This is a genomic window from Pararoseomonas baculiformis (genome assembly GCF_017813395.1).
Lineage (GTDB): Bacteria > Pseudomonadota > Alphaproteobacteria > Acetobacterales > Acetobacteraceae > Roseomonas > Roseomonas baculiformis.
Map to the genome: position 1 here is coordinate 115591 of NZ_JAGIZB010000002.1, position 19377 is coordinate 134967.

At 71.4% G+C, this 19377-nt stretch carries 19 protein-coding genes; 6 read left to right on the top strand and 13 right to left on the bottom strand.

The window, feature by feature from the left end; translation table 11 throughout:
• Window positions 1–98: 98 nt before the first annotated feature.
• The gene (locus tag J8J14_RS02575) at window positions 99–524 is read left to right on the top strand and encodes a hypothetical protein (protein WP_209377877.1); all 426 of its coding nucleotides are present in this window, start codon (window positions 99–101) and stop codon (window positions 522–524) included.
• Between the two features lie 57 nt (window positions 525–581).
• On the opposite strand, the gene J8J14_RS02580 is transcribed toward J8J14_RS02575, so the two are convergent.
• The 10 genes from J8J14_RS02580 to J8J14_RS02625 form a co-directional block, all read right to left on the bottom strand.
• Window positions 582–1577 carry a Bug family tripartite tricarboxylate transporter substrate binding protein gene (locus tag J8J14_RS02580; RefSeq protein WP_209377878.1) on the bottom strand — a complete coding sequence of 332 codons (996 nt, stop codon included), beginning with the start codon at window positions 1575–1577 and terminating at the stop codon, window positions 582–584.
• A gap of 34 nt (window positions 1578–1611) precedes the next feature.
• Window positions 1612–2331, bottom strand: coding sequence for an ABC transporter ATP-binding protein (locus J8J14_RS02585; protein WP_209377879.1), 720 nt, complete (start codon window positions 2329–2331; stop codon window positions 1612–1614).
• Window positions 2324–3076 carry an ABC transporter ATP-binding protein gene (locus J8J14_RS02590; RefSeq protein WP_209377880.1) on the bottom strand — a complete coding sequence of 251 codons (753 nt, stop codon included), beginning with the start codon at window positions 3074–3076 and terminating at the stop codon, window positions 2324–2326. The genes J8J14_RS02585 and J8J14_RS02590 overlap by 8 nt, the downstream gene beginning before the upstream one ends.
• Entirely contained in the window at window positions 3073–3984 is a 912-nt protein-coding gene (locus J8J14_RS02595; protein WP_209377881.1) for a branched-chain amino acid ABC transporter permease, read from the bottom strand. The genes J8J14_RS02590 and J8J14_RS02595 overlap by 4 nt, the downstream gene beginning before the upstream one ends.
• A complete protein-coding gene (locus J8J14_RS02600) occupies window positions 3981–4859 on the bottom strand; it encodes a branched-chain amino acid ABC transporter permease (protein ID WP_209377882.1) in 879 nt (292 codons plus the stop codon). The genes J8J14_RS02595 and J8J14_RS02600 overlap by 4 nt, the downstream gene beginning before the upstream one ends.
• 13 nt (window positions 4860–4872) lie before the next feature.
• Window positions 4873–6090: an amino acid ABC transporter substrate-binding protein gene (locus tag J8J14_RS02605; protein ID WP_209377883.1), complete on the bottom strand. Its 1218-nt coding sequence runs from the start codon at window positions 6088–6090 to the stop codon at window positions 4873–4875.
• Between the two features lie 34 nt (window positions 6091–6124).
• On the bottom strand, window positions 6125–7621 hold the full coding sequence (locus J8J14_RS02610; protein ID WP_209377884.1) for an aldehyde dehydrogenase: 1497 nt from the start codon (window positions 7619–7621) through the stop codon (window positions 6125–6127).
• Window positions 7622–7639: 18 nt separating this feature from the next.
• On the bottom strand, window positions 7640–9256 hold the full coding sequence (gene mdlC, locus J8J14_RS02615; protein ID WP_245215304.1) for a benzoylformate decarboxylase: 1617 nt from the start codon (window positions 9254–9256) through the stop codon (window positions 7640–7642).
• On the bottom strand, window positions 9253–9783 hold the full coding sequence (locus J8J14_RS02620) for a MarR family winged helix-turn-helix transcriptional regulator (protein ID WP_245215305.1): 531 nt from the start codon (window positions 9781–9783) through the stop codon (window positions 9253–9255). The genes mdlC and J8J14_RS02620 overlap by 4 nt, the downstream gene beginning before the upstream one ends.
• Window positions 9784–10014: 231 nt before the next feature.
• Window positions 10015–10713, bottom strand: coding sequence for a helix-turn-helix domain-containing protein (locus J8J14_RS02625; protein WP_209377886.1), 699 nt, complete (start codon window positions 10711–10713; stop codon window positions 10015–10017).
• Between the two features lie 218 nt (window positions 10714–10931).
• Between J8J14_RS02625 and J8J14_RS02630 the strand changes: the two genes are divergently transcribed.
• Window positions 10932–11384 (top strand): response regulator transcription factor, encoded by a 453-nt coding sequence (locus J8J14_RS02630; RefSeq protein ID WP_209377887.1) that lies wholly within the window; start codon window positions 10932–10934, stop codon window positions 11382–11384.
• Here J8J14_RS02630 and J8J14_RS02635 read toward each other — a convergent pair.
• The 3 genes from J8J14_RS02635 to mntR all read right to left on the bottom strand — a co-directional run bounded on the left by J8J14_RS02635 (window position 11381) and on the right by mntR (window position 15775).
• A complete protein-coding gene (locus J8J14_RS02635) occupies window positions 11381–12079 on the bottom strand; it encodes a response regulator transcription factor (protein WP_342452370.1) in 699 nt (232 codons plus the stop codon). The genes J8J14_RS02630 and J8J14_RS02635 overlap by 4 nt on opposite strands.
• Entirely contained in the window at window positions 12076–15018 is a 2943-nt protein-coding gene (locus J8J14_RS02640; RefSeq protein WP_209377888.1) for a PAS domain S-box protein, read from the bottom strand. The genes J8J14_RS02635 and J8J14_RS02640 overlap by 4 nt, the downstream gene beginning before the upstream one ends.
• A 271-nt stretch (window positions 15019–15289) precedes the next feature.
• On the bottom strand, window positions 15290–15775 hold the full coding sequence (gene mntR / locus J8J14_RS02645; RefSeq protein WP_209377889.1) for a manganese-binding transcriptional regulator MntR: 486 nt from the start codon (window positions 15773–15775) through the stop codon (window positions 15290–15292).
• A 203-nt stretch (window positions 15776–15978) separates the two neighbouring features.
• On the opposite strand from mntR, the gene J8J14_RS02650 reads away from it, so the two are divergent.
• From J8J14_RS02650 to J8J14_RS02665, 4 genes are read left to right on the top strand one after another with little or no spacing between them, the layout of a single operon-like run.
• The gene (locus J8J14_RS02650; RefSeq protein WP_209377890.1) at window positions 15979–16893 is read left to right on the top strand and encodes a metal ABC transporter substrate-binding protein; all 915 of its coding nucleotides are present in this window, start codon (window positions 15979–15981) and stop codon (window positions 16891–16893) included.
• Window positions 16893–17681, top strand: a complete 789-nt coding sequence (locus J8J14_RS02655; RefSeq protein ID WP_209377891.1) for a metal ABC transporter ATP-binding protein — start codon at window positions 16893–16895, stop codon at window positions 17679–17681. Before J8J14_RS02650 ends, J8J14_RS02655 begins: the two co-directional genes overlap by 1 nt.
• Window positions 17681–18544 (top strand): metal ABC transporter permease, encoded by an 864-nt coding sequence (locus J8J14_RS02660; RefSeq protein WP_209377892.1) that lies wholly within the window; start codon window positions 17681–17683, stop codon window positions 18542–18544. The genes J8J14_RS02655 and J8J14_RS02660 overlap by 1 nt, the downstream gene beginning before the upstream one ends.
• Window positions 18541–19377 (top strand): metal ABC transporter permease, encoded by an 837-nt coding sequence (locus tag J8J14_RS02665; protein ID WP_209377893.1) that lies wholly within the window; start codon window positions 18541–18543, stop codon window positions 19375–19377. The genes J8J14_RS02660 and J8J14_RS02665 overlap by 4 nt, the downstream gene beginning before the upstream one ends.

Below are 19377 nucleotides of genomic sequence, written 5' to 3' on the forward strand. Positions count from 1 at the left end.
TCCGCCGCCCTGGGTGGGACTCGGCGGCGATGATAGCCTGCCCGAAGCCGCAGCCCCGCACCGGCGTTGCGACGACGGATCAGAGAAGGACAGGCCCGATGCGCCGAGCGCCCATCCGCGCGTGCATGCACTCCCTCGCGGCCCTGGGCGCGCTCCTCGGCCTCGCGGCCTGCGGGGCGCCCAACCCGCCTCCATCGCCGATGTCCGAAATCCCGATCCGCGCGCCCACCACCCCGCCCGCCATCCTGTATGTGTCCATGCCGGGCGTGGCCCCCGTGCCGCATTTCCTCACCGCGCAATTGTCCCGCGGGGCCGAGGTGGTCTGCGCCCCGATTGTCGGCACCCGGCTGGACCCGGTGGCGGACAGCACCTTCCTTCTTGTGCTCAGCCCGCCCGGCTTCGTGGTCACGCGGGAGACGGTGCTCCGCCGCACCGTGCCCGGCCCGGTCAACGCGCCGGAACTCGCCATGGACGGCGCCAATAACGGCCGGTGCGACTACATCTTCCGCGTGGCGGCAGGCTGATCCGGCGGCCTCGCGCGCCCCGTGCGCACGAGGCCAGTATGCGCGGGGCCGGCCGTCCTAATCCGCGCGGATATTGGCGCGCTTGATCACGGGCTCCAGCGTGCGCTTCTCCCGCTCGATCAGCGCCGCAAAGGCCTGCGGCCCCTGGCCACCCAGGATCGTCCCCTGCTCAGCCAGCCGGCCGCCCACCGCCGGGTCGCGCATCGCGGCCGCCACGCCTTCGGCCAGCGTGGCGATCACCGCCTCCGGCGTGCCCGCGGGCGCCACCATGCCGAAGGCCGTGCCGAAGATGAATCCTGGCACGCCGGCCTCCGCCGTCGTCGGCACGTCCGGCAGCTGCGGCAGCCGCTGCTCCGTCGCCACGGCCAGGGGACGCACCGCGTTGCCGCGGATATGGCCGAGGATGTTCGGCAGGTTGTCGATCACCATGTCGATATTGCCGGCGATGAGGTCGGTGACGGCCGGCGCCGCCCCGCGATAGGGGATGTGCTGGATTTCCGTGCCCGTCGCGCCCTTGAACAGCTCCAGCGCCAGGTGAAGGCTGCTGCCCGAACCGGCCGAGCCCGCCGTGAGCTGCCCCGGCTTTTCCTTCGCCGCCGCGATCAGCGCGCCCAGGTTCCGCCAGGGCCGTGCATTCGCCACGCAGATCACCTTTGGCGTGGAGGCCAGCAGCGTGACCGGCGCGAAGGCCGCGTTGGTGTCATAGGGCATGGAGGGGTAGATGAACTGGTTCACCGCCAGCGGCCCCATGGAGGCGGCGAGGACGGTGTAGCCATCCGGCGCCGACTTCGCGACGAGATCGGCGCCGATATTCCCGCCCGCCCCGGCGCGGTTATCGACCACGAAGGGCTGGCCGAACCTGGTGGCCAGCGATTGGGAGACGGAGCGCGCCAGCGTGTCCACCAGCCCGCCGGGCGGGAAGGGGACAACGATGCGCACGGGCTTGCTCGGCCAGGCACCTGCGCTCTGGGCGCCCTGGGCGCGCACGATGGCCGGCGCGGCGAGGGCGAGCGGCACGCCCAGCAGGATGCGGCGCGGAATGCGGTGGCTCATGACGTCGGTCCTCCGTTGTTGCATTGATTGCCCGTCACGCGGCCTCGGCCGCGCCCAGATAGGCCCGGCGCACCGCCGGATCGGCCGCGAGCGCGGCGGCGGTCCCGCCGCCCACCACGCGCCCGCCTTCCAGCAGGATGCCGCGATCCGCGATGGCCAGGCTCCGCCGTGCATTCTGCTCCACCAGCAGGATGCCCGTGCCGCCCGCCCGGATGCGCGAGAGCGCGCGGAACAACTCCCCGGCCATCAGGGGCGAGAGCCCCAGCGAGGGCTCGTCCAGCGCAAGGATCTCGGGCGCGGACATCAGCGCGCGGCCGATCGCCACCATCTGCTGCTCGCCGCCGCTCATGGTGCGGACGGCCTGGCCCATGCGCTCGGTCAGGCGGGGGAACAGGGCCAGCACCGTTTCCAGCCGCGCTGCCTCGCCCCGGCGCGCGCGCGCCGGATAGGCGCCGAGCAGCAGGTTCTCCCGAACCGTCAGCGCGCCGAAGATGCCGCGCCCTTCCGGCACCAGCGCCAGCCCCGCCTCCACAACCGCATGGGCGGGAATGCCGCCGATATCGCGCCCGCCCATGGCGATGCGCGCGCCGGCAGCGGGGCGGACCAGCCCGGCCAGCGCCTTCAGCAAGGTGCTCTTGCCCGCGCCATTGGCCCCCAGCACCACCAGGATCTCGCCCGGGGCGACGGAGAGGCCGACATCCTCCAGCGCCCGGTGGCGCCCGTAGGAGACGGAAAGCCCGGTCGCCTCAAGCATCGTCCTCTCCCAGATAGGCCTGGATCACCGCGCGCTCCGCCAGCACCTCGGCGGGTGGACCCTCGGCGATGGACCGGCCGGCATTCATCACCACGCAGCGGTCGGCCAGGGCACGGATGGCATCCATCACATGCTCCACCATCAGCACGGTGCAGCCCTCGTCCCGCAGGGAGGCGATGAGGTCGATCCCGCCGCGCAGCTCCGTCGGGTTCAGCCCCGCCAGCCATTCGTCCAGCAGCAGCAGGCGCGGGGAGAGGGCGAGGGCGCGGGCCAGCTCCAGCCGCTTCTGGTCGCCATAGGTCAGGACCGAGGCAGGCTGCGCCGCACGCCCGCCCAGCCCCACACGCTCCAGCAGCGCGGCGGCCCGCGCGCGCGCCTCTGTGCCCCAGGCCGGGTCGCGCCCGAAGGCGAGGCCGGCCACCACATTCTCCTCCAGCGAGAGTCCGGGCAGCACGCGGACGAGCTGGAAGGTGCGCGCGATGCCCAGCCGGGAGAGCCGGTGCGCCGGCAGCCCGGCCACCTCGCGCCCTTCCAGCACTACGCGCCCCGCATCCGGTGCCAGCACGCCGGAGATAAGGTTCAGCGCCGTGGTTTTGCCCGAGCCGTTCGGGCCCAGCAGCCCGAGGATCTCCCCCGGGCGGATGCTGAAGGAGAGCCCGTCCACCGCGACCAGCCCGCCGAAGGCGCGCCGCAGCCCCTCCACCCGCAGCAGCGGGGACGGATCCGTGCCAAGCGCCGCGCTCATGCCACGGCCCCCCGGCGCAGCCGCGCCAGCAGCCCGGAAACGCCCTGCGGCAGCGCATAGACGACGAGAAGGAACACCACCCCAACCAGGATGGAGAAGTGGTTCGGGAAGCGCGCCGTCAGCACCTCGAAGAGCATGGCCAGAGGCACCACGCCGAGAAGCGGCCCGAGCAGGCTCCGTGTGCCGCCCAGCAGCGCCATGATGAGCACGGTAAAGGAGATGGAGGGATTGAAGGCGATGGCAGGATCCAGATAGGTCCAGCGCGGCGCCATCACCGCCCCCACCAGCGCCATGAAGACCGAGGAGAGGGCGAAGAGCGCCACCTTGGCCCGCGCCGTGTCGATGCCGACATGCCGGGCGACCGTCTCGTCCTCCCCGATCACCCGCAGCGCGAAGCCGAGGCGCGAGCGCGCGAGCCATGTGCCCAGCGCGAGCAGCGCGCCGAACAGCGCGAGCAGCTGCCAGAGGATCTGCGCCTGGCTGATCTCGACGAAGACGTAGCGCCCCATGCTGCGCGTGACGTTCACCTCGAACCAGGTGACGAGCTGCCGCACCAGCTCGGCGAGGCCGAAGGTGAAGACGACGAAATAGACGCCTGAAAGGCGGAGCGTGGCGAAGCCCACCAGCAGCGACATCACCGCCCCGATCACGCCGGCCACCAGCAGCACCAGCGGCCAGGGCAACGCCTCCCCCAGTACGGCGACGGTATAGGCCCCGATCCCGAAGAAGGCGGCGGTGGCGAGGGATACGTATCGCGTCGGCCCGCTGAACATCGCCCATGCCGTCGCGAGCACCGCGTATTGCGCGACATTGATCGCCAGGGCCAGCCAGAAGCCGGTATCGAGGAAGGGCAGGGCGGCCAGGGCCGCCAGGGCAAGGAGCGAAAGCCCGAGGGCGGCGTTGCTCATCGCGCGGCCACTCCGAACAGCCCGGCGGGCCGCAGGATCAGGACCAGCAGGAACAGCCCGTAGGTCGCGGCCAGCGTCAGACCTGGATCGACGAAGCTGGCCACCAGCGTCTCCGTCAGCCCCAGCAGCAGCCCGGCCACAAGGCAGCCCATCAGGTTCCCCACGCCACCCATGATCACGACCACCAGCGCCTTCATGGTGAAGACCATGCCCATGGCCGCGTTGAAGGTCAGGAAGGTGGAGACGAGCACGCCGCCAGCGGCCACCACCGCGCCCCCCACGGCGAAGGCCAGTGCGGCGGTGCGCGCCATGTCGATGCCCACGAGCGGCGCCGCCGCCGGGTTCACCGCGACGGCCCGGACGGCCGTGCCCATGCGCGTATGCGCCAGCAGGAACCAGAGCCCCCCGCCGATCACGGCGGCGAAGGCCAGCGCGACCAGCCTGTTCGCCGTGATGGTGGCCCCCAGCACCTGCACGGGCACCGAGAGATAGGAGTAGGACTGGTAGGCGCCCCCGAAGATCGCCAGCATCACCCCCTGCACCACGAAGAGCAGCCCGAAGGTGGCCAGGATGCTGTCCGTCTCCAGCGCGCCCGCATCCGGCGCCCGACGCACCAGCGGCGTGAGGAAAACGCGGTAGAGCGCCCAGTTCGCCAGGAAGGCGAGCGGCATCACCAGCACCAGCCCCAGAAGCGGGCTGACGCCGAGGCTCGTAAAAAGCCAGAGCGCCGCGAAGGCCGCCGCCACCACGAACTCGCCATAGGCGAGGTTCATGATCCGGGCGACGCCGTATTGCAGCGTCAGCCCGATCGCGACCAGCGCATACATGCCCCCCAGCACGAACCCGGTCACGATCGTGGCGGCAGCGGCCTCCATGGCGCGTCCCCCCTCAGGCCGCGGGCCAGGCGGGCTTGGGCAGGATGGCGGGCTTCGCGCCCTGCTTGTTCAGCGGCATCAGCCCGTAAAACTCGCCGCCCTGCCACTGGCCGACCTGCCAGAGATCCGTCAGCAGGTTGTTCTGCAGCTTCACGGGGCCGATCACCGTGTCGAAGCTGCCGGTCTGCAGCTCGCGGATCACCGCCGCGCGGTCGATGCGCCCCACGCGCTCGATGGCCTGCTGCAGCATTTCCAGGCTGGCGAAGGTGATGGCCGAGGCCCAGCGATCCGGCTCCCGCCCCGCGGAAGCGACATGGCGGCGTAGATAGTCCTGGAAGCGCTGGCTGGAGGCATCCACCCCGCCGACCCCCATCACCCCCTCGGTCGCCGCGCCGAAGCGCTGCTTGTAGAGCGGGAAGGCCGTGCCGACGCCGGTGTAGAAAACCTTCGGGTTGAAGCCGGAGACGCGCGCCTGCTCGGTGATCGCCAGCGTGTCCGGCGGATAGGAGCAGGCGACGAAAACCTCCGGATTCCCGCGCGCGGCTTCCGCCAGGATCGGGGCCATGTCCTGCGTGCCGACGGGGTAGGAGCGGTCATAGGTCAGGCGGAAGCCGGCGCGCTGGAAGGCCGGGCGCATGCCGTTCGCCAGCTCGATCCCGAAGCCGTCCGCCACGGAAACGAGGGCGACCGTGTCGCCGATCCGGCCCTGCTGCTTCAGCGGCGCCAGCACCTCCACCAGCCCCGCCCCGGCGCCCGAGCCGGTGCCGAGCATCCAGAAGGAGTTGGTCCAGCGCCGCCCCAGCTCCGGCGCGCGGTCCGTCACCGCGGTGGAGGCGAGATGCGGATAGCCCGCGCGGTTCAGGATGGGGGCGACGGCCAGGTTCAGCGCCGTGCCCCAGGGCGGGAGGACGAAATCTACCCGGTCCTGGTTCACCAGCCGCTCCGCCGCGCGCACCGTGTCCTCGGAAACGCTGCGGTCGTCATATTCCGTGACCTGGATCGGCACCCGGGCCTGGCCCAGGCGCAGCCCGCCGGCGGCGTTCACCTCCTTCACCCACATCTCGTAATTCGGGATGGTGGTGATGGCCGCCCCGCCCGCATTCGGGCCGGTCTTGGAAATGGCATAGCCGATCCGCACGGCGGAGGGCGCGCCCTGCGCCCGGACAGCGGGCGCCGCCAGGGCGGCCGCCGCGGCGCCCAGCGCGCCGCGGCGGGTGATGGTGCTGTTCATTTCTTCTGTTTCCTCCCTTTGTTTCTTGCGGCGTCTAATGCGCGCCGGGCGTCGCGGGCGGCGGTGCCTTGGCCGCGGGCGGGAAGGGGTATTGCCCGGGCTGCGTCTCCACCGTGATCCAGCGCAGCTCGGTGAACTCCGCGATCCCCGCGCGCCCGCCGAAGCGGCCGTAGCCGCTGGCCTTCACGCCGCCGAAGGGCATCTGCGCCTCGTCATGCACGGTCGGCCCGTTCACATGGCAAATGCCGCTCTCGATCCGCTGCGCCAGCGCCAGCCCGCGCGCCACGTCCTTCGTGAAGATCGCGGCGGAGAGGCCGTATTCGGTGTCATTGGCGACGCGGATCGCCTCCTCCGCATCCTTCACGCGGATCATGGCCACCACCGGCCCGAAGCTCTCCTCCGCGTAGATCGCCATGTCAGGCGTCACGCGGTCGATGATGGAGGCCGGCATGATCGTGCCCTTGCGCGCCCCGCCGCCCAGCAGCGTCGCGCCCTTGCCGACGGCATCCTCGATCAGCCGCTCCACCTTCACGGCGGAAGCCTCGTCCACCACGGAGCCGAGGAACACCGTGCCCGTACGAGGGTCGCCCACCGGCAGTGTCGCGACGAAATCGGCGAAGCGGCGCGCGAACTCATCCGCCACGCTGTCCACCACCACCAGCCGTTCGGTGGACATGCAGATCTGGCCCTGGTTCATGAAGGCGCCGAAGGCGGCGGCCTTCACGGCCTCGTCCAGGTCGGCATCCTCCAGCACGATCATGGGCGCCTTGCCGCCCAGCTCCAGCAGCACGGGCTTCAGGTGCTTCGCCGCATGCATGGCGATGATCCGGCCCACATGCGTGGAGCCCGTGAAGTTGACGCGCCGCACGGCGTTATGCGCGATCATCGCCTCCACCACCGCGGGCGCATCCTCGGCGGAATGCGTCACCACATTCACCACGCCCGGGGGCACGCCACCCTCGCGCAGCGCCTGGGCAATCAGGCTGTGCGTGCCGGGGCAGGTCTCGCTGGCCTTCAGCACCACGGTGTTGCCGCAGGCCAGCGGCAGGGCCAGGGCGCGGACGCCCAGGATGACCGGCGCGTTCCACGGCGCCATGCCCAGCACCACGCCCACCGGCGCACGGATGCTCATCGCCAGGCAGCCCGGCTTGTCGGAGGGAATCACCTCGCCCGTGGTCTGGGTGGTGGCCGCCGCCGCCTCGCGCAGCATGCCGGCGGCCAGATGCACGTTGAACCCGGCCCAGCCGGCCGTGGCGCCGATCTCCTCGGCCATCAGCCGGATGAAATCCGGCGCCTTCGCCGCCAGCGCATCCGCCGCCTTCAGCAGGATCGAGCGCCGCGCATTGGGGCCAAGCTTCGACCAGGCCGGGAAGGCCGCCGCCGCCGCGTCGCAGGCGGCCAGCGCATCCTCCACCGTCGCCGCGGCGGCGCGTGTCGCCACCTCGCCCGTCACGGGGTTGCGCCGCTCGAAGGTCGCCGAACCCGTGGCGGGCCGATCGCCCTCGCCGATGATCAGGGGCACGTCCAGCATCTCGTCTTTCCTCCCTTGCTACTTCTTTTCGTCGTAGAGCGTGGCGATGGCGGCATCGACGGCCACCTCCACCAGGAACGGGCCTTCGGCGGCCATTGCCTCGGCCAGCGCCGCGTCCAGCTCCCCTGGCGTCGCCACCGCACGCGCAGGGCAGCCCATGCCGCGCGCCATGGCAACGAAATCGATTCCGGGCAGGTCGATGCCCGGCGCGTCCCGCACCTGCAGCACGCGGGAGAAGGAGCGCATGGCGCCGTAGCCCGCGTTGTTCATCACGATCACCGCCAGCGGCAGCTTCTCCTGCACAGCGGTCCAGAGAGCCTGGGGCGAGTACATGAAGGATCCGTCGCCGATCAGGCACACCACCCGGCGCCCCGGACGTCCCAGCGCCACGCCCACCGCCGCCGGCAGCCCGTAGCCGAGCCCGCCGCTCGCCATGGTGAAGAAGCCGCCCCATTCGCGGATGGGCATCTGCTGCTGCATCGCCGGGCGGTGGGACGGGGCCTCCTCCACCAGCACCGCCCCTTCCGGCATCGCCGCATGCAGCCGGTGCAGCGCATAGGCCGCGCTCGGCGGCGACGAAGGCGCGGGCGGCGCCGGACGAGGACGCGGGGCGGGCAGGCTGCGCCCCGATTCCGGCAGAAGCGCAGCGAGCGCCGGGATGCCCAGCCGCAGCGCACCGAGCACGGCCGTCCCGGCCGGCGCCGAGGAAGCGGCTTCCAGATCCGTCGTCATTTGGAAGATCGGCGTGCCGGAGCGGAACAGGCCGCATTCCCCGGCCACGTGGAAGGTGAAGACCGGCGCCCCGATCACCAGCACCAGGTCATGCCCGATCAGCGTGTCCGAAACCTGCTGCGGCGCCGCGTGCAGATGCCCGGCGAAAAGCGGGTGATCCTCGGGAAAGGAAAGCCGGGAGGAGAAGGGGCTGGTCCAGACCGGCGCCCCGATCCGCTCCGCCAGCATCACCAGTTCCGGCCCGCATCCCTCCGCATCCACATCCGGCCCCACGACCAGCACGGGCCGGCGGGCCGCCATGATCGCCCGTGCCGCCTCGGCCAGCGCCGCCGGGTCGGGCGCCGTGTCCGGGAACCAGGCGCGCGGCACCACGGGCTGGCACGCAGCCGCCCAGTCATCCGCGGGGATCGAGACGAAGGTCGGGCCATAGGGCCGCTGCATCGCGATCCGGTGCGCCTGCGCGATCGCCGCCGGCACGTCCTCGGCGCGCGCCGGCTCGATGCTGAACTTCACATAGGGGCGGGGGAAGCTCGCCGCCTCGCTCGCCCCCAGGAAGGGCAGGTTGGGCAGCAGCGAGCGCGTCTGCTGCCCCGCGGTGATCACCATCGGCGCGCCGTTGCGGTAGGCGGTGAACAGATTGCCCAGCGCATGCCCCACGCCCGCGGCGGAATGCAGGTTCACGAAGGCGCATTGCCCGGTCGCGCGGGCATAGCCATCCGCCATGCCCACCACGCTCGCTTCCTGCAGGCCGAGCACGTAGCGGATGTCGCGCGGCCAGCGGTCCAGGAAAGGCAACTCCGTGGAGCCGGGATTGCCGAACACCGTGTCGATGCCCAGCCCGCGCAGCATCTCGAACACCGCCTCGCGCACCGTCACGCGGCCGGTTCCCATCCCATCCATCATGCTTCGTCCGAATCCAGCCCCGCCAGCAGGCGGCGCAACGTGTCGAGAAAGGCCTGCCGGTTCTCCGGACCCACCAGCGCGTCCAGCGCCCGGTCATGCGCCGCCGCATGGCCCTGCAGCGCTGCCAGCGCATCCTGCCCGGCCGGGGTGAGGCTCAGCGCGTAGCTCCGCCGGTCCGCCGCCGCCCGGTCACGCCGGATCAGGCCGCGCTTCTCCAGCTCGGTCAGCTTCGGGGTGAGCGTGGACTTGTCGCGCCCCACGGCGCCACCAAGGGCGGTCTGCGAAAGCCCGGGGTTTTCCTGGATCACCACCAGCGCGGCGTAATGGCCCGGCTTCAGCCCGGAATCGCCAACCCGCCGCGCGAAGGCGGCAAACGAAGCCTCCTGCGCCAGGCGAAGATGGAAGCCGAGCGTCTCCGTCAGCGGCCCGAGCCGGACCGTGCCGCCGCCACCCGGCAGGGCGCGCAGGGCCGGCCGTCCGCCGCGTGGCCGGATGCTTGGCCGCGATGCTCCCGCTGGCTGCGCCAAGGGACCTTCCTCCTCCCGGCGCATCCTGTCCGCGCGCCTTCCCCCGGGATCGTAGGAGATCCAACAATTGAGTCGCAAGCCCTCCGTCGCCACCTCACGCGCTTGGCAGCCGCGTGGCCGGACCCGCCGGGCTCAGCCGTGGGAGAGGCAGCCTCCAGACCGGGTCAGCGGAAGGATGCTGCTCATGTTCCGGTCTGGATCCGGGGCAGGAACGCGCCGCGCGGGGTGCGATCAGGCCGCTTCCTCGTCCGCCTGCTCCTCCAGCGCGTCCCGGTTCAGGATTCGCAGGTGGTGGGTTCCATGATTGGCGACCAGGCGGTTCTTGCGCAGCGTGGTCAGCACCCGGCTCACCGTCTCTGCCGTCAGGCCGAGGAAATCGGCGATGTCATAGCGCGACATTGGCAGCTCGATCACACCGTCCGGTCCCTTGCCGCGATCCGCCAGGTCCAGCAGGAAGGCCGCTACGCGCTCGGCGGCTGTACGGCGGCCAAGAAGGATGAACCGGTCCTGCGCCGCGGCCAGCTTCTCCAGCGTGTAGGAATGCCAGGACTGCGCGGCCGCGGGGTCGCGGTCCACCCAGGCGGCGATGTCCCGGCGGGAGAAGGCGATCACCACCGCATCCGTCACCGCCTCGGCGAAGAAGCGGTGGCGCCCGACGCCATCCAGCCCGAACAGCTCACCCGCCAGGGCGAATTGCGCGATCATCCGGCGCCCGTCCGGCAGCAGCCGGCAGGTGCGCACCGTGCCTGAGAACACTTGGTAGAGCTGGTCCGCCGCCTTGCCCGCGGGATAGATCTCGGCGCCGCGCTGGAAGTGGAGCGTCCGGCCCACCAGCGGGTTCAGCATCGCCTGGGCGCGGCCGAAGCCGGGGATCGGGAAGGGAAGGACATTGGCCGGCGATGCGCTGCGGGCGGTGGCGGCGAGCTGCATCGGGATGCTCCAACTCCTGGTTCCGTGAGCACTGGTAATCCCGGCACCGGACCGCCGCACATTCGGGAAAAACCCCTACGCGGAACTACGTAGCCCTGGCGCGGGATCCTTCAGCGATACGTAGATTTCCCAGGTCGCAGGGCGCCCTTCGCCGGCACAGATTGCGTCCTGCGCCACGGCCCGCGGCGCGCGCCCAGCCAGAGGGAACCACCCTGTCCATGTCCCCGCGCGAGGCGCCTCCCGAGGTCCAGCCGGAGGGAAGCATCGTCGCCGTACCGCTTGCCCTCGTCGTGAGCTCGGACCCCGCCGTGGAACGGGCCCTTGCCCTGATGCTGGAGGCGGAGGGCATCGCCGCCCGGTCCTTCGGTTCGGCCGATGCGTTCCTTGCCGCGCTTCCCGTCCTGGCCGCATCCCCGTCCGGCCCCCCCCGCTGCCTGCTCGCCGAGGAGGATCTCTCCGGACAGAGCGGAAGCGGGATCGCCCTGGCCAGCCGGGCTGCGGCGGAGGGCTTCGCGATCCCCGCGATCATCCTGCGCCGTGCGGTCCGGCGCCGGCGAAAGGAAATCGCCGCCCCTGTGACCTTCGTCGATCCCTTCCAGATGGATGTGCTGGTGGACAAGGTCCGGGCCGCGCTGCGCGCGCCCCTTCCGCCCGGCGCCAGCGCTGCCTAGCCGCCGGCTTCCCGCCCCCCGCGGGCGCCCGCCATATCCGCCCAGACCGAAAGGCGCACGGCCTCGGCCAGGCTTCCCACGCCCAGGCGCGCCATCAGGCGCAGTCGGTGCACCTCGACCGTGCGCGGGCTGATCCCCAGCTCATGCGCGATCAGCTTGCTCGGCTTCCCCTCCATCGCCAGGTCCAGCACCTCGCGCTCGCGCGGAGAGAGCGTGGCGATCAGCGCCGCCGCCTCGGCCATCTCCGGGCGCAGCGCCTCCTGCGGCGCCGCACCTCCGGGCCGGGCCTCCCCGCCCGCAAGGGCCAGGGCGGCCCGGATGATGGCGAACAGCGCCTCGTCGTCGAACGGCTTCTCGATGAAGTCGAAGGCGCCGTCCTTCATCGCCCGGACGGCCATGGAGACGTCGCCATGGGCCGTCATCACGATCACCGGGCGGCGGAAGCCCTGCTCGCGCAGCCGGCGCAGCAGCTCCATTCCGTCCATGTCGGGCATGCGCACATCGGTCAGCACGCAACCCGGCTCGGGCAGGGCGGGAAGTGCGGCCAGGAAGGCCGGGGCGGAGGAATGGGTTTCCACCAGCAGGTCGAAGGAACCGAGCAACGTAGCCACCGACCAGCACACATCCTCGTCGTCATCGACCACATGCACCACGCGGCCCGGTGCGGCCCCTGTCGCCATGGCAGACCCCTTCACGACATCGCCTCCTCCACCGGCGCGGCGGGAAGGGTGAACCGGAACACCGTTCCGCCGCCAGGATTTCCCTCGGCCCAGAGCCGCCCGCCATGGCCCTCGATGATCGAGCGGCAGATGGAAAGCCCAACGCCCATCCCGGCGGGCTTGGTCGAGACGAAGGGTTCGAACAGGCGCGCGGCCACGCCCGGCGCCAGGCCCGGCCCTGTATCCGCGATGGCCACCTCCACCTCCTCGCCGCGCGGCATGGCGGAGACCAGCAGCTCGCGGCGCTCCGGCCCGTCCTCCTCCGTCATGGCCTCCACCGCATTGCGGATGAGGTTGAGGAGCACCTGCTGCACCTGGATCCGGTCCACCAGCACCGGCGGCAGGTCCGGGGCCAGGCGAAAGCTCGCCTGCACGCCGCGCTGGCGCGCCCCTACCAGCGCCAGCGCGCATGCCTCCTCGACCAGCCCCGGCAGCGATTCAAGGTGGCGCTCCGCCTCGCCCTTTGCCACGAACTCGCGCAGCCGCCGCACGATCTGGCCAGCGCGCAGCGACTGACCCACCGCCCGTTCCATCGCCTCCATCGCACGCGCCGGGATCGCCGCGGGTTTCCCATCCGGCCCGGGCGCCTGCAGCATCCGCATGGCCGCCTTCACGGAGCTGGCGATGGCCGTGAGCGGCTGGTTCAGCTCATGCGCCAGGGCGGAGGCCATCTCGCCCGCCGCGCTCACGCGCGAGACATGCAGCAGCTCCGCCTGCAGCTCCTGCACGCGGCGGTCGGATTCCTGCCGCTCCGTGAGGTCCCGGATGAAGCCGGTGAACAGGTGCCGCCCGGCCGAGCGCACCTCGCCCACCGCCAGTTCCATGGGAAAGACCGAGCCGTCCCGCCGTCTTCCGCTCACAACCCGCCCGATGCCGATGATGCGACGCTCGCCCGTTGCCAGGTAGCGCGAGAGATAGGCGTCGTGGCCGGTGCGGTGCGGCTCCGGCATCAGAATGGAAACGTTGCGCCCCACCAGCTCCTCGGCCTTCCATCCGAACAGGCGTTCCGCCGCGGCGCTGAAGGAGGCGATCACCCCGCGCTCGTCGATGATGACCATCGCATCGGGGACGGTCTCCAGGACGGAGCGCAGCTGCGCCTCGCTCTCCGCCAGGGCACGGCGGTCGCGCGAGCGCTCGGTGATGTCGATCCAGGCCGTGTAGAGCAGCGCATGCGCGCCGATCGTCACCCGCTCAGCCCGCAACAGCATGTCCAGCGTCGCCCCGTTGCGGGTGCGCAGCCGCGCCTCGAACTCCTGGCCCTCGGGGATCCCGCCATCCATGCGCTCCGCCCATTCGCGCGCGCTCGAACCGGTATCGATCTCCGGCAGGGTCAGCCGCGTGAACTCCTCCCGCTCATAGCCAAGCTCCCGGCACGCATGCTCGTTCACGTCCAGGAAACGCAGCGTGTCCGGGTCTATCAGCGCGATCGACACTGGCGCCGCCTCCAGCAGGGCGCGGGAGCGCTGCTCCGCCTCTCGCAGCGCCCGCTCCGCCGCCCGCCGCGCGGTGAGGTCCACCACGATCCCGACCCGCCGCGGCTGCCCCTGGTAGACAAGGGGGCGGCATTGCAGCCCGGCCGGAAAGCGCGAGCCATCCGCCCGGATACCCACTGTGTCCCATTGCCGCGCCTCCCGCCGCCGCAGCGCCTCGCGCGCCGCGTCCCGCTCCTCGGGCGCGATGAAATCCAGCGGATGGAGCCCGATGACGGCCTCGCGCGAGCTGTGGCCGAACATCCGCCAGAAGGCGTCGTTCACCTCGATCACCCGCTCCTCGTCGTGAATGGCCACGCCCTCCTGCGTGGCCTGGGCCAGGGCGCGATAGCGCTCGTCGCTTTCATGCAGCGCGCCGGCTGCCTGCCGCAGGTCCGCCTCGCGCCGTAGCGCGGCCCGTGCCTCCGCCACCTGCCGCGTCCGCCCCAGCGAGAGCATGACGAGCCCGGCCAGCGCGACCACGGCGGGCAGGCCGAAGCCGGCCTGCCACAGGACGATTTCGCGCCAGCGCGCCACGACGGTTGCACGGGTCTGCGTCGCTGCTGCATAGACCGGCCAGCCCGCGACGCGGCGGAAGGCCATCAGCCGCTCCTGCCCGTCCTCACGGCTGGCCATCTGGGCCGTGCCCCGCTCCGCGCCTGCCTCCATCACCTGTCGCAGCGCGCTCCCTGCCGCGAGGGGAGGGGGCGGCGCATCGATACCCGTGCTGCGGGCGAGCAGCGCCCCATCGGTCCGCACCAGGGTCACGACCTGGTCACGGTCGGGCGCGAGCTGACGCAACCCTTCGGCCAGCTCATGCGGGCTCAGGGAGGCCAGAACGACGCCGTTGAAACCTGGCGCCGCGTGCTCCGTGCCCATGGCGGCACTGCCCCTGCGCTCGGCGACTGCCAGGTAGAGCTCCCCGTCCAGCCGGCTCGGATAGATCTTGCTGATCGCGGTTCCCGAGGCGGGGTCCTGGCGGAGCTGGATGAAGAAGTCCCGGTCCTGCAGCGCCATGTCGCGCGGCGCGGGAAGCACGGCGCCGCTGACCAGCATCCGCCCCTGCGCGTCCAGGGCGTGCAGCCCGCGCACGATCGGGCGCGGGGCGGCCAGCTGCCGCAGCACCTCGTGGAACTCCGCTTCGCGCCGGCGGATCTCGTCATCCGGGATGTCGCGCAGGAGATCGTCCACGCGGCCCGCCAGCAGCCCATGGCCGTCCAGCACGCGCGCGGCATATTCGGCCGCGGCGCCCGCGGTGGCGTTCACCTCCGCCCGGGCCCGGTCCCACACCTGCGACCAGGCGACCCAGGCGCCCAGCGCAAGGATACCGACCGGCACCAGCACGGCCGAGGCCAGCATCGAGACGGTGGTGAGATTTTGGGACGGCGCGCCGCGCCTGCTGCGCTGCGGTCCCGGGCGAGGCGTGGCCTGCCCTTCGGTGCTCATGCAGCCCCGCCCCGGATCCCGCCCCTGTCCTGCGCCCATCCGGGGCGGTGGGTTCGTCCTGGGCCAATCGGGCGCAGCATCCGAAGAAAGTCTCCGCTTCGGGGCATGATCGTGGATAGGGCGCGCTGCCAGGCCCGGCAACCCTGCAGTCCCCCATTTCAGCCAACGGATCGTGCCACGAAGTCGTCATCGCGCTGCACGGGGGACCCGCTTTGCCCTGCCCGCGAACGAGGCGGCCGGGGTGGTCCCGGATGAGGCGGGATAGGGCCCGTCAGGCCGACCGGGCCGCGCGCTCCCGGAGGAAAGCCTCGAAGGCCTTGAGGCTGGGTTCGGAGACATGGTGCTCAATGCCTTCCGCATCGGCCTCCGCCACCTCCTCCGGCACGCCGATCGCCCGCAGGAGGTCCACCACCAGCCGGTGCCGTGCCCGCACGGTTTCGGCCAGCGCGTGCCCGGCCTCAGTCAGGAACACGCCGCGATAGGGCTTGCTATGCGCCAGCCCCGCCGTCTTGAGCCGGCTGATCGTGTTGATCGCGGTTGCATGGCTGACACCGAGGCGCCGGGCGATGTCAGTGGCGCGCGCCTCTCCCCCCGTGGCCAGAAGGTCGTCGATCAGCTCGACATAATCCTCCAGCAGCGCGCTCGCACGGGCGGTGCGGGCGCGGCGGTGCCGCGCCGCCTGAGCGGGCTCGGCGGGCAGCTCGGCGGGTGGGTTCGCGCCGGGGCGCGGCGGGCGGCGGTTCGGCGTTGCAGTCACCCACCACCGGTAGCCGAAGGGCGCGCCATCGGAAAGGGTGCTGCATTTTTGTAGCCTTGGCTACAACCGCGCCGTCCCACGCAGCCGTGTTCCCCGCGATCCCGGCGCGACACCGGAAATCCTGGCTTCCTGGCTTGAAAGTAGCATCGGCTACATTATACCCGATGGACTGCATGTTCGGGTGCGTTCAACAGGAGAACCTGATGTCCCGCTTGCTGCCGCGCCGCCTGTTGCTCGCCGCCGCGCTTTCCCTCGCGGCAGTCGCGCCGGCCTTTGCCCAGGCGCCCGCCGCGCCACGGCGCGTGGTTGCCACTTTCACTGTCCTGGCCGACATGGCCCGGAACGTCGCGGGCGACGGAGCCATCGTGGAAAGCCTGACCCGCCCGGGCGCCGAGATCCACGATTACGACCCAACGCCGCAGGACGTGGCGCGTGCGCAGGGCGCGGACCTGATCCTCTGGAACGGTCTGGGGCTGGAGCGCTGGTTCGAACGCTTCTTCGACCGCATGAAGGGCACCCGGCAGGCCGTGCTGAGCGAGGGAGTGGCGCCCATCGGCATTGGCGAAGGGCCCTATCGCGACCAGCCCAACCCCCATGCCTGGATGTCGCCCACCATCGCGCTCACCTATGTCGAGAACATCCGCAAGGCATTGACCGACCTCGATCCCGCCCGGGCCGAACTCTTCGCGGCCAATGCCCGCGCCTATTCCGAGCGCATCCGCGCCGTGGATGCGCGGCTGCGCGAAAGGCTGGCCGCCATCCCCGCCGAACGCCGCGTGCTGGCCACCTGCGAGGGCGCATTCAGCTATCTCACCCAGGCCTATGGCCTGCGCGAGGCCTATCTCTGGCCCATCAACGCCGAGGAGGAGGGCACGCCCCGCCAGGTCCGCGCGTTGATCGACACGCTGCGCCGGGCCAAGCCGCCCGCGGTCTTCTGCGAGAGCACGGTGAACGAGCGCCCCATGCGCCAGGTCGCGCGCGAGGCCGGCGTGCCCTTCGGCGGCGTGCTGCATGTGGACAGCCTCACCGCCGCCAATGGCCCGGCCCCCACCTATCTGCGGCTGCTGGAGGCCAATGCGGACACCATCCTGCGCGCCTTCGGGGGGACGGGCCGCTGATGCTGAAGCCCCTCGCACCGGACCTTTCGGTCGAATCCGTCTCGGTGGTCTATCCGAACGGCCACACCGCCCTGCGTGGTGCCGGCTTCCGCCTGGAGTCCGGCACGATCTGCGGGTTGGTGGGCGTGAATGGCGCCGGCAAGTCCACGCTCTTCAAGGCCATCATGGGCCTTGTCCGCCCCACCGCCGGGCGGGTGCTGATCGGCGGGGAGCCGGTGGAGGCCGCGCTCCGGCGCAACCGCGTCGCCTATGTGCCGCAGGGCGAGGAGGTGGACTGGAACTTCCCCGTTTCCGTGCGGGACGTGGTGATGATGGGCCGCTACGGGCATATGGGCATCCTGCGGATCCCGCGCGCGGCGGACCGCGCGGCGGTGGCCGATGCGCTCGGCCGGGTCGGCCTCTCGGATCTCGCGGAGCGGCAGATCGGTGAGCTCTCGGGCGGGCAGCGCAAGCGCGTCTTCCTGGCCCGCGCCATGGCGCAGGGCGCGGGCATCCTGTTGCTGGACGAGCCCTTCACCGGCGTGGACGCGACCACGGAGCAGGCCATCATCGCCCTGCTCCGTGGCTTCCGGGAGGAGGGGCGAATCGTGCTCGTCTCCACCCATGACCTCGCCAGCATTCCCTCCTTCTGCGACCAGGTGGTGCTGGTGAACCGCACCGTCCTGGCTGCCGGCCCGACCGGGACCGCCTTCACCGAGGAGAATCTTCGCCTCGCCTTCGGCAATGCCCTGCGCCGCGGCGCAGCCGGGCGACTGCCGGAGGAGCGCGCGGAGGGGCGGGCCGCCTGATGTCCGAGGAGCTGCTGGTTCCCTTCCTCTACGACTACATGCTTCGCGCCATGGGGATCAGCATGCTGGTCGGCGCTGTGGCTGGGCTGCTGTCCTGCTATGTCGTGCTGAAGGGCTGGTCGCTGATGGGCGACGCGCTGAGCCACGCCGTGGTGCCGGGCGTGGTGCTGGCCTGGCTCGGCGGCATCCCCTTCGCGGTCGGCGCCTTCGCCTCCGGCCTCCTCGCCGCCGGTACCATGGCCGCGCTGCGCGACCGCACCCCGCTGCGCGAGGACACGGTGATCGGCGTGGTCTTCACCGGCTTCTTCGGCCTCGGCCTTTTCCTGCTCTCCCTCTTTCCATCCAACATCCGGCTGCAGACCATTGTCTTCGGCAATGTGCTCGGCGTCGCCGATGCGGACATCCTGCAGATGGCCATCATCGCCGTCGCCGTGGTGATCGTGCTGGCGGTGAAGGGGCGGGACCTCATGCTCTCCCTCTTCGATCCCGTGCAGCTCGCCGCGATCGGCGGCAGCCCCGCGGCCATGCGGCTGCTGCTCCTCACGCTTCTTGCCGCCACGGCTGTCGCGGGGCTGCAGGCTGTGGGGGCGGTGCTCGTCATCGGCATGCTCGTCACGCCCGGCGCCACGGCCTATCTGCTGACCGACCGCTTCGGGCGCATGGCGGCGCTGGCGGCCGGAATAGGCGCTGCCACTGGCCTGTTCGGGGCCTATGCCAGCTATTTCCTGGATGGTTCCACGGGCGGCGTCATCGTCGCCTCCCAGGCGCTGCTTTTCCTGCTGGCCCTCGCCCTGGCGCCACGCCATGGCGTGCTCGCCACGCGCCGTGCCGCGCGCGACGCCATGGCGGAGGGCGGTGCATGACCGCGCTGATCGAACCCTGGACCCATGACTTCATGCAGCAGGCGCTGCTGGTCGGGCTGGTGGTTGCCGTTCTCTCGGCCATCCTCTCCTGCTTCGTGGTGCTGAAGGGCTGGTCGCTGATGGGTGATGCCGTCAGCCACGCCATCCTGCCCGGCGTGGTCGGCGCCTGGCTGCTCGGGCTGCCGCTGGTGCTCGGCGCCTTCGCCGCAGGGCTTCTCTGTGCCGTCTCATCCGGCTCCATCCGTGCGGTCAGCCGCGTGAAGGAGGATGCCGCGATGGGCGTGGTGTTCAGCGGCATGTTTGCCCTCGGGCTCGTCATGCTGAGCCAGGTCCGCTCCAACATGCATCTCTCCCACGTGCTCTTCGGCAGCATCCTCGGCATCGAGGCAGAAGACCTCTGGCAGACCCTCGGCATTGCCGCGGCGGCGCTGCTCATCCTGGCCGTTCGGGGGAGGGACCTGATGCTCTTCTGCTTCGATCCGGGCCAGGCGCGGGTCGTGGGGCTCGATCTCGGCCGCCTGCGCCTCATCCTCCTGGTTGTGCTTGCCGCCAGCATCGTTTCCGCGGTCCAGGCGGTCGGCGTCATCCTCGTCGTGGCCCTGCTGATCACGCCCGGCGCCATCGGCCTGCTCATGGCCGCGCGCTTCGGGCGCATGATGATGGTCGCCGTGGGCAGCGCCTGCCTTGCCGTAGTGGCGGGCATTCAGATGAGCTTCATGCTCGATGCCTCCACGGCCGGCTCGATCGTGGTGGTGCTCTCTGGCCTTTTTATCCTTGCCCTTCTCGCCTCACCCCGGCACGGCCTCCTGCGCGCACGGCGCGCGGCGGGGTAG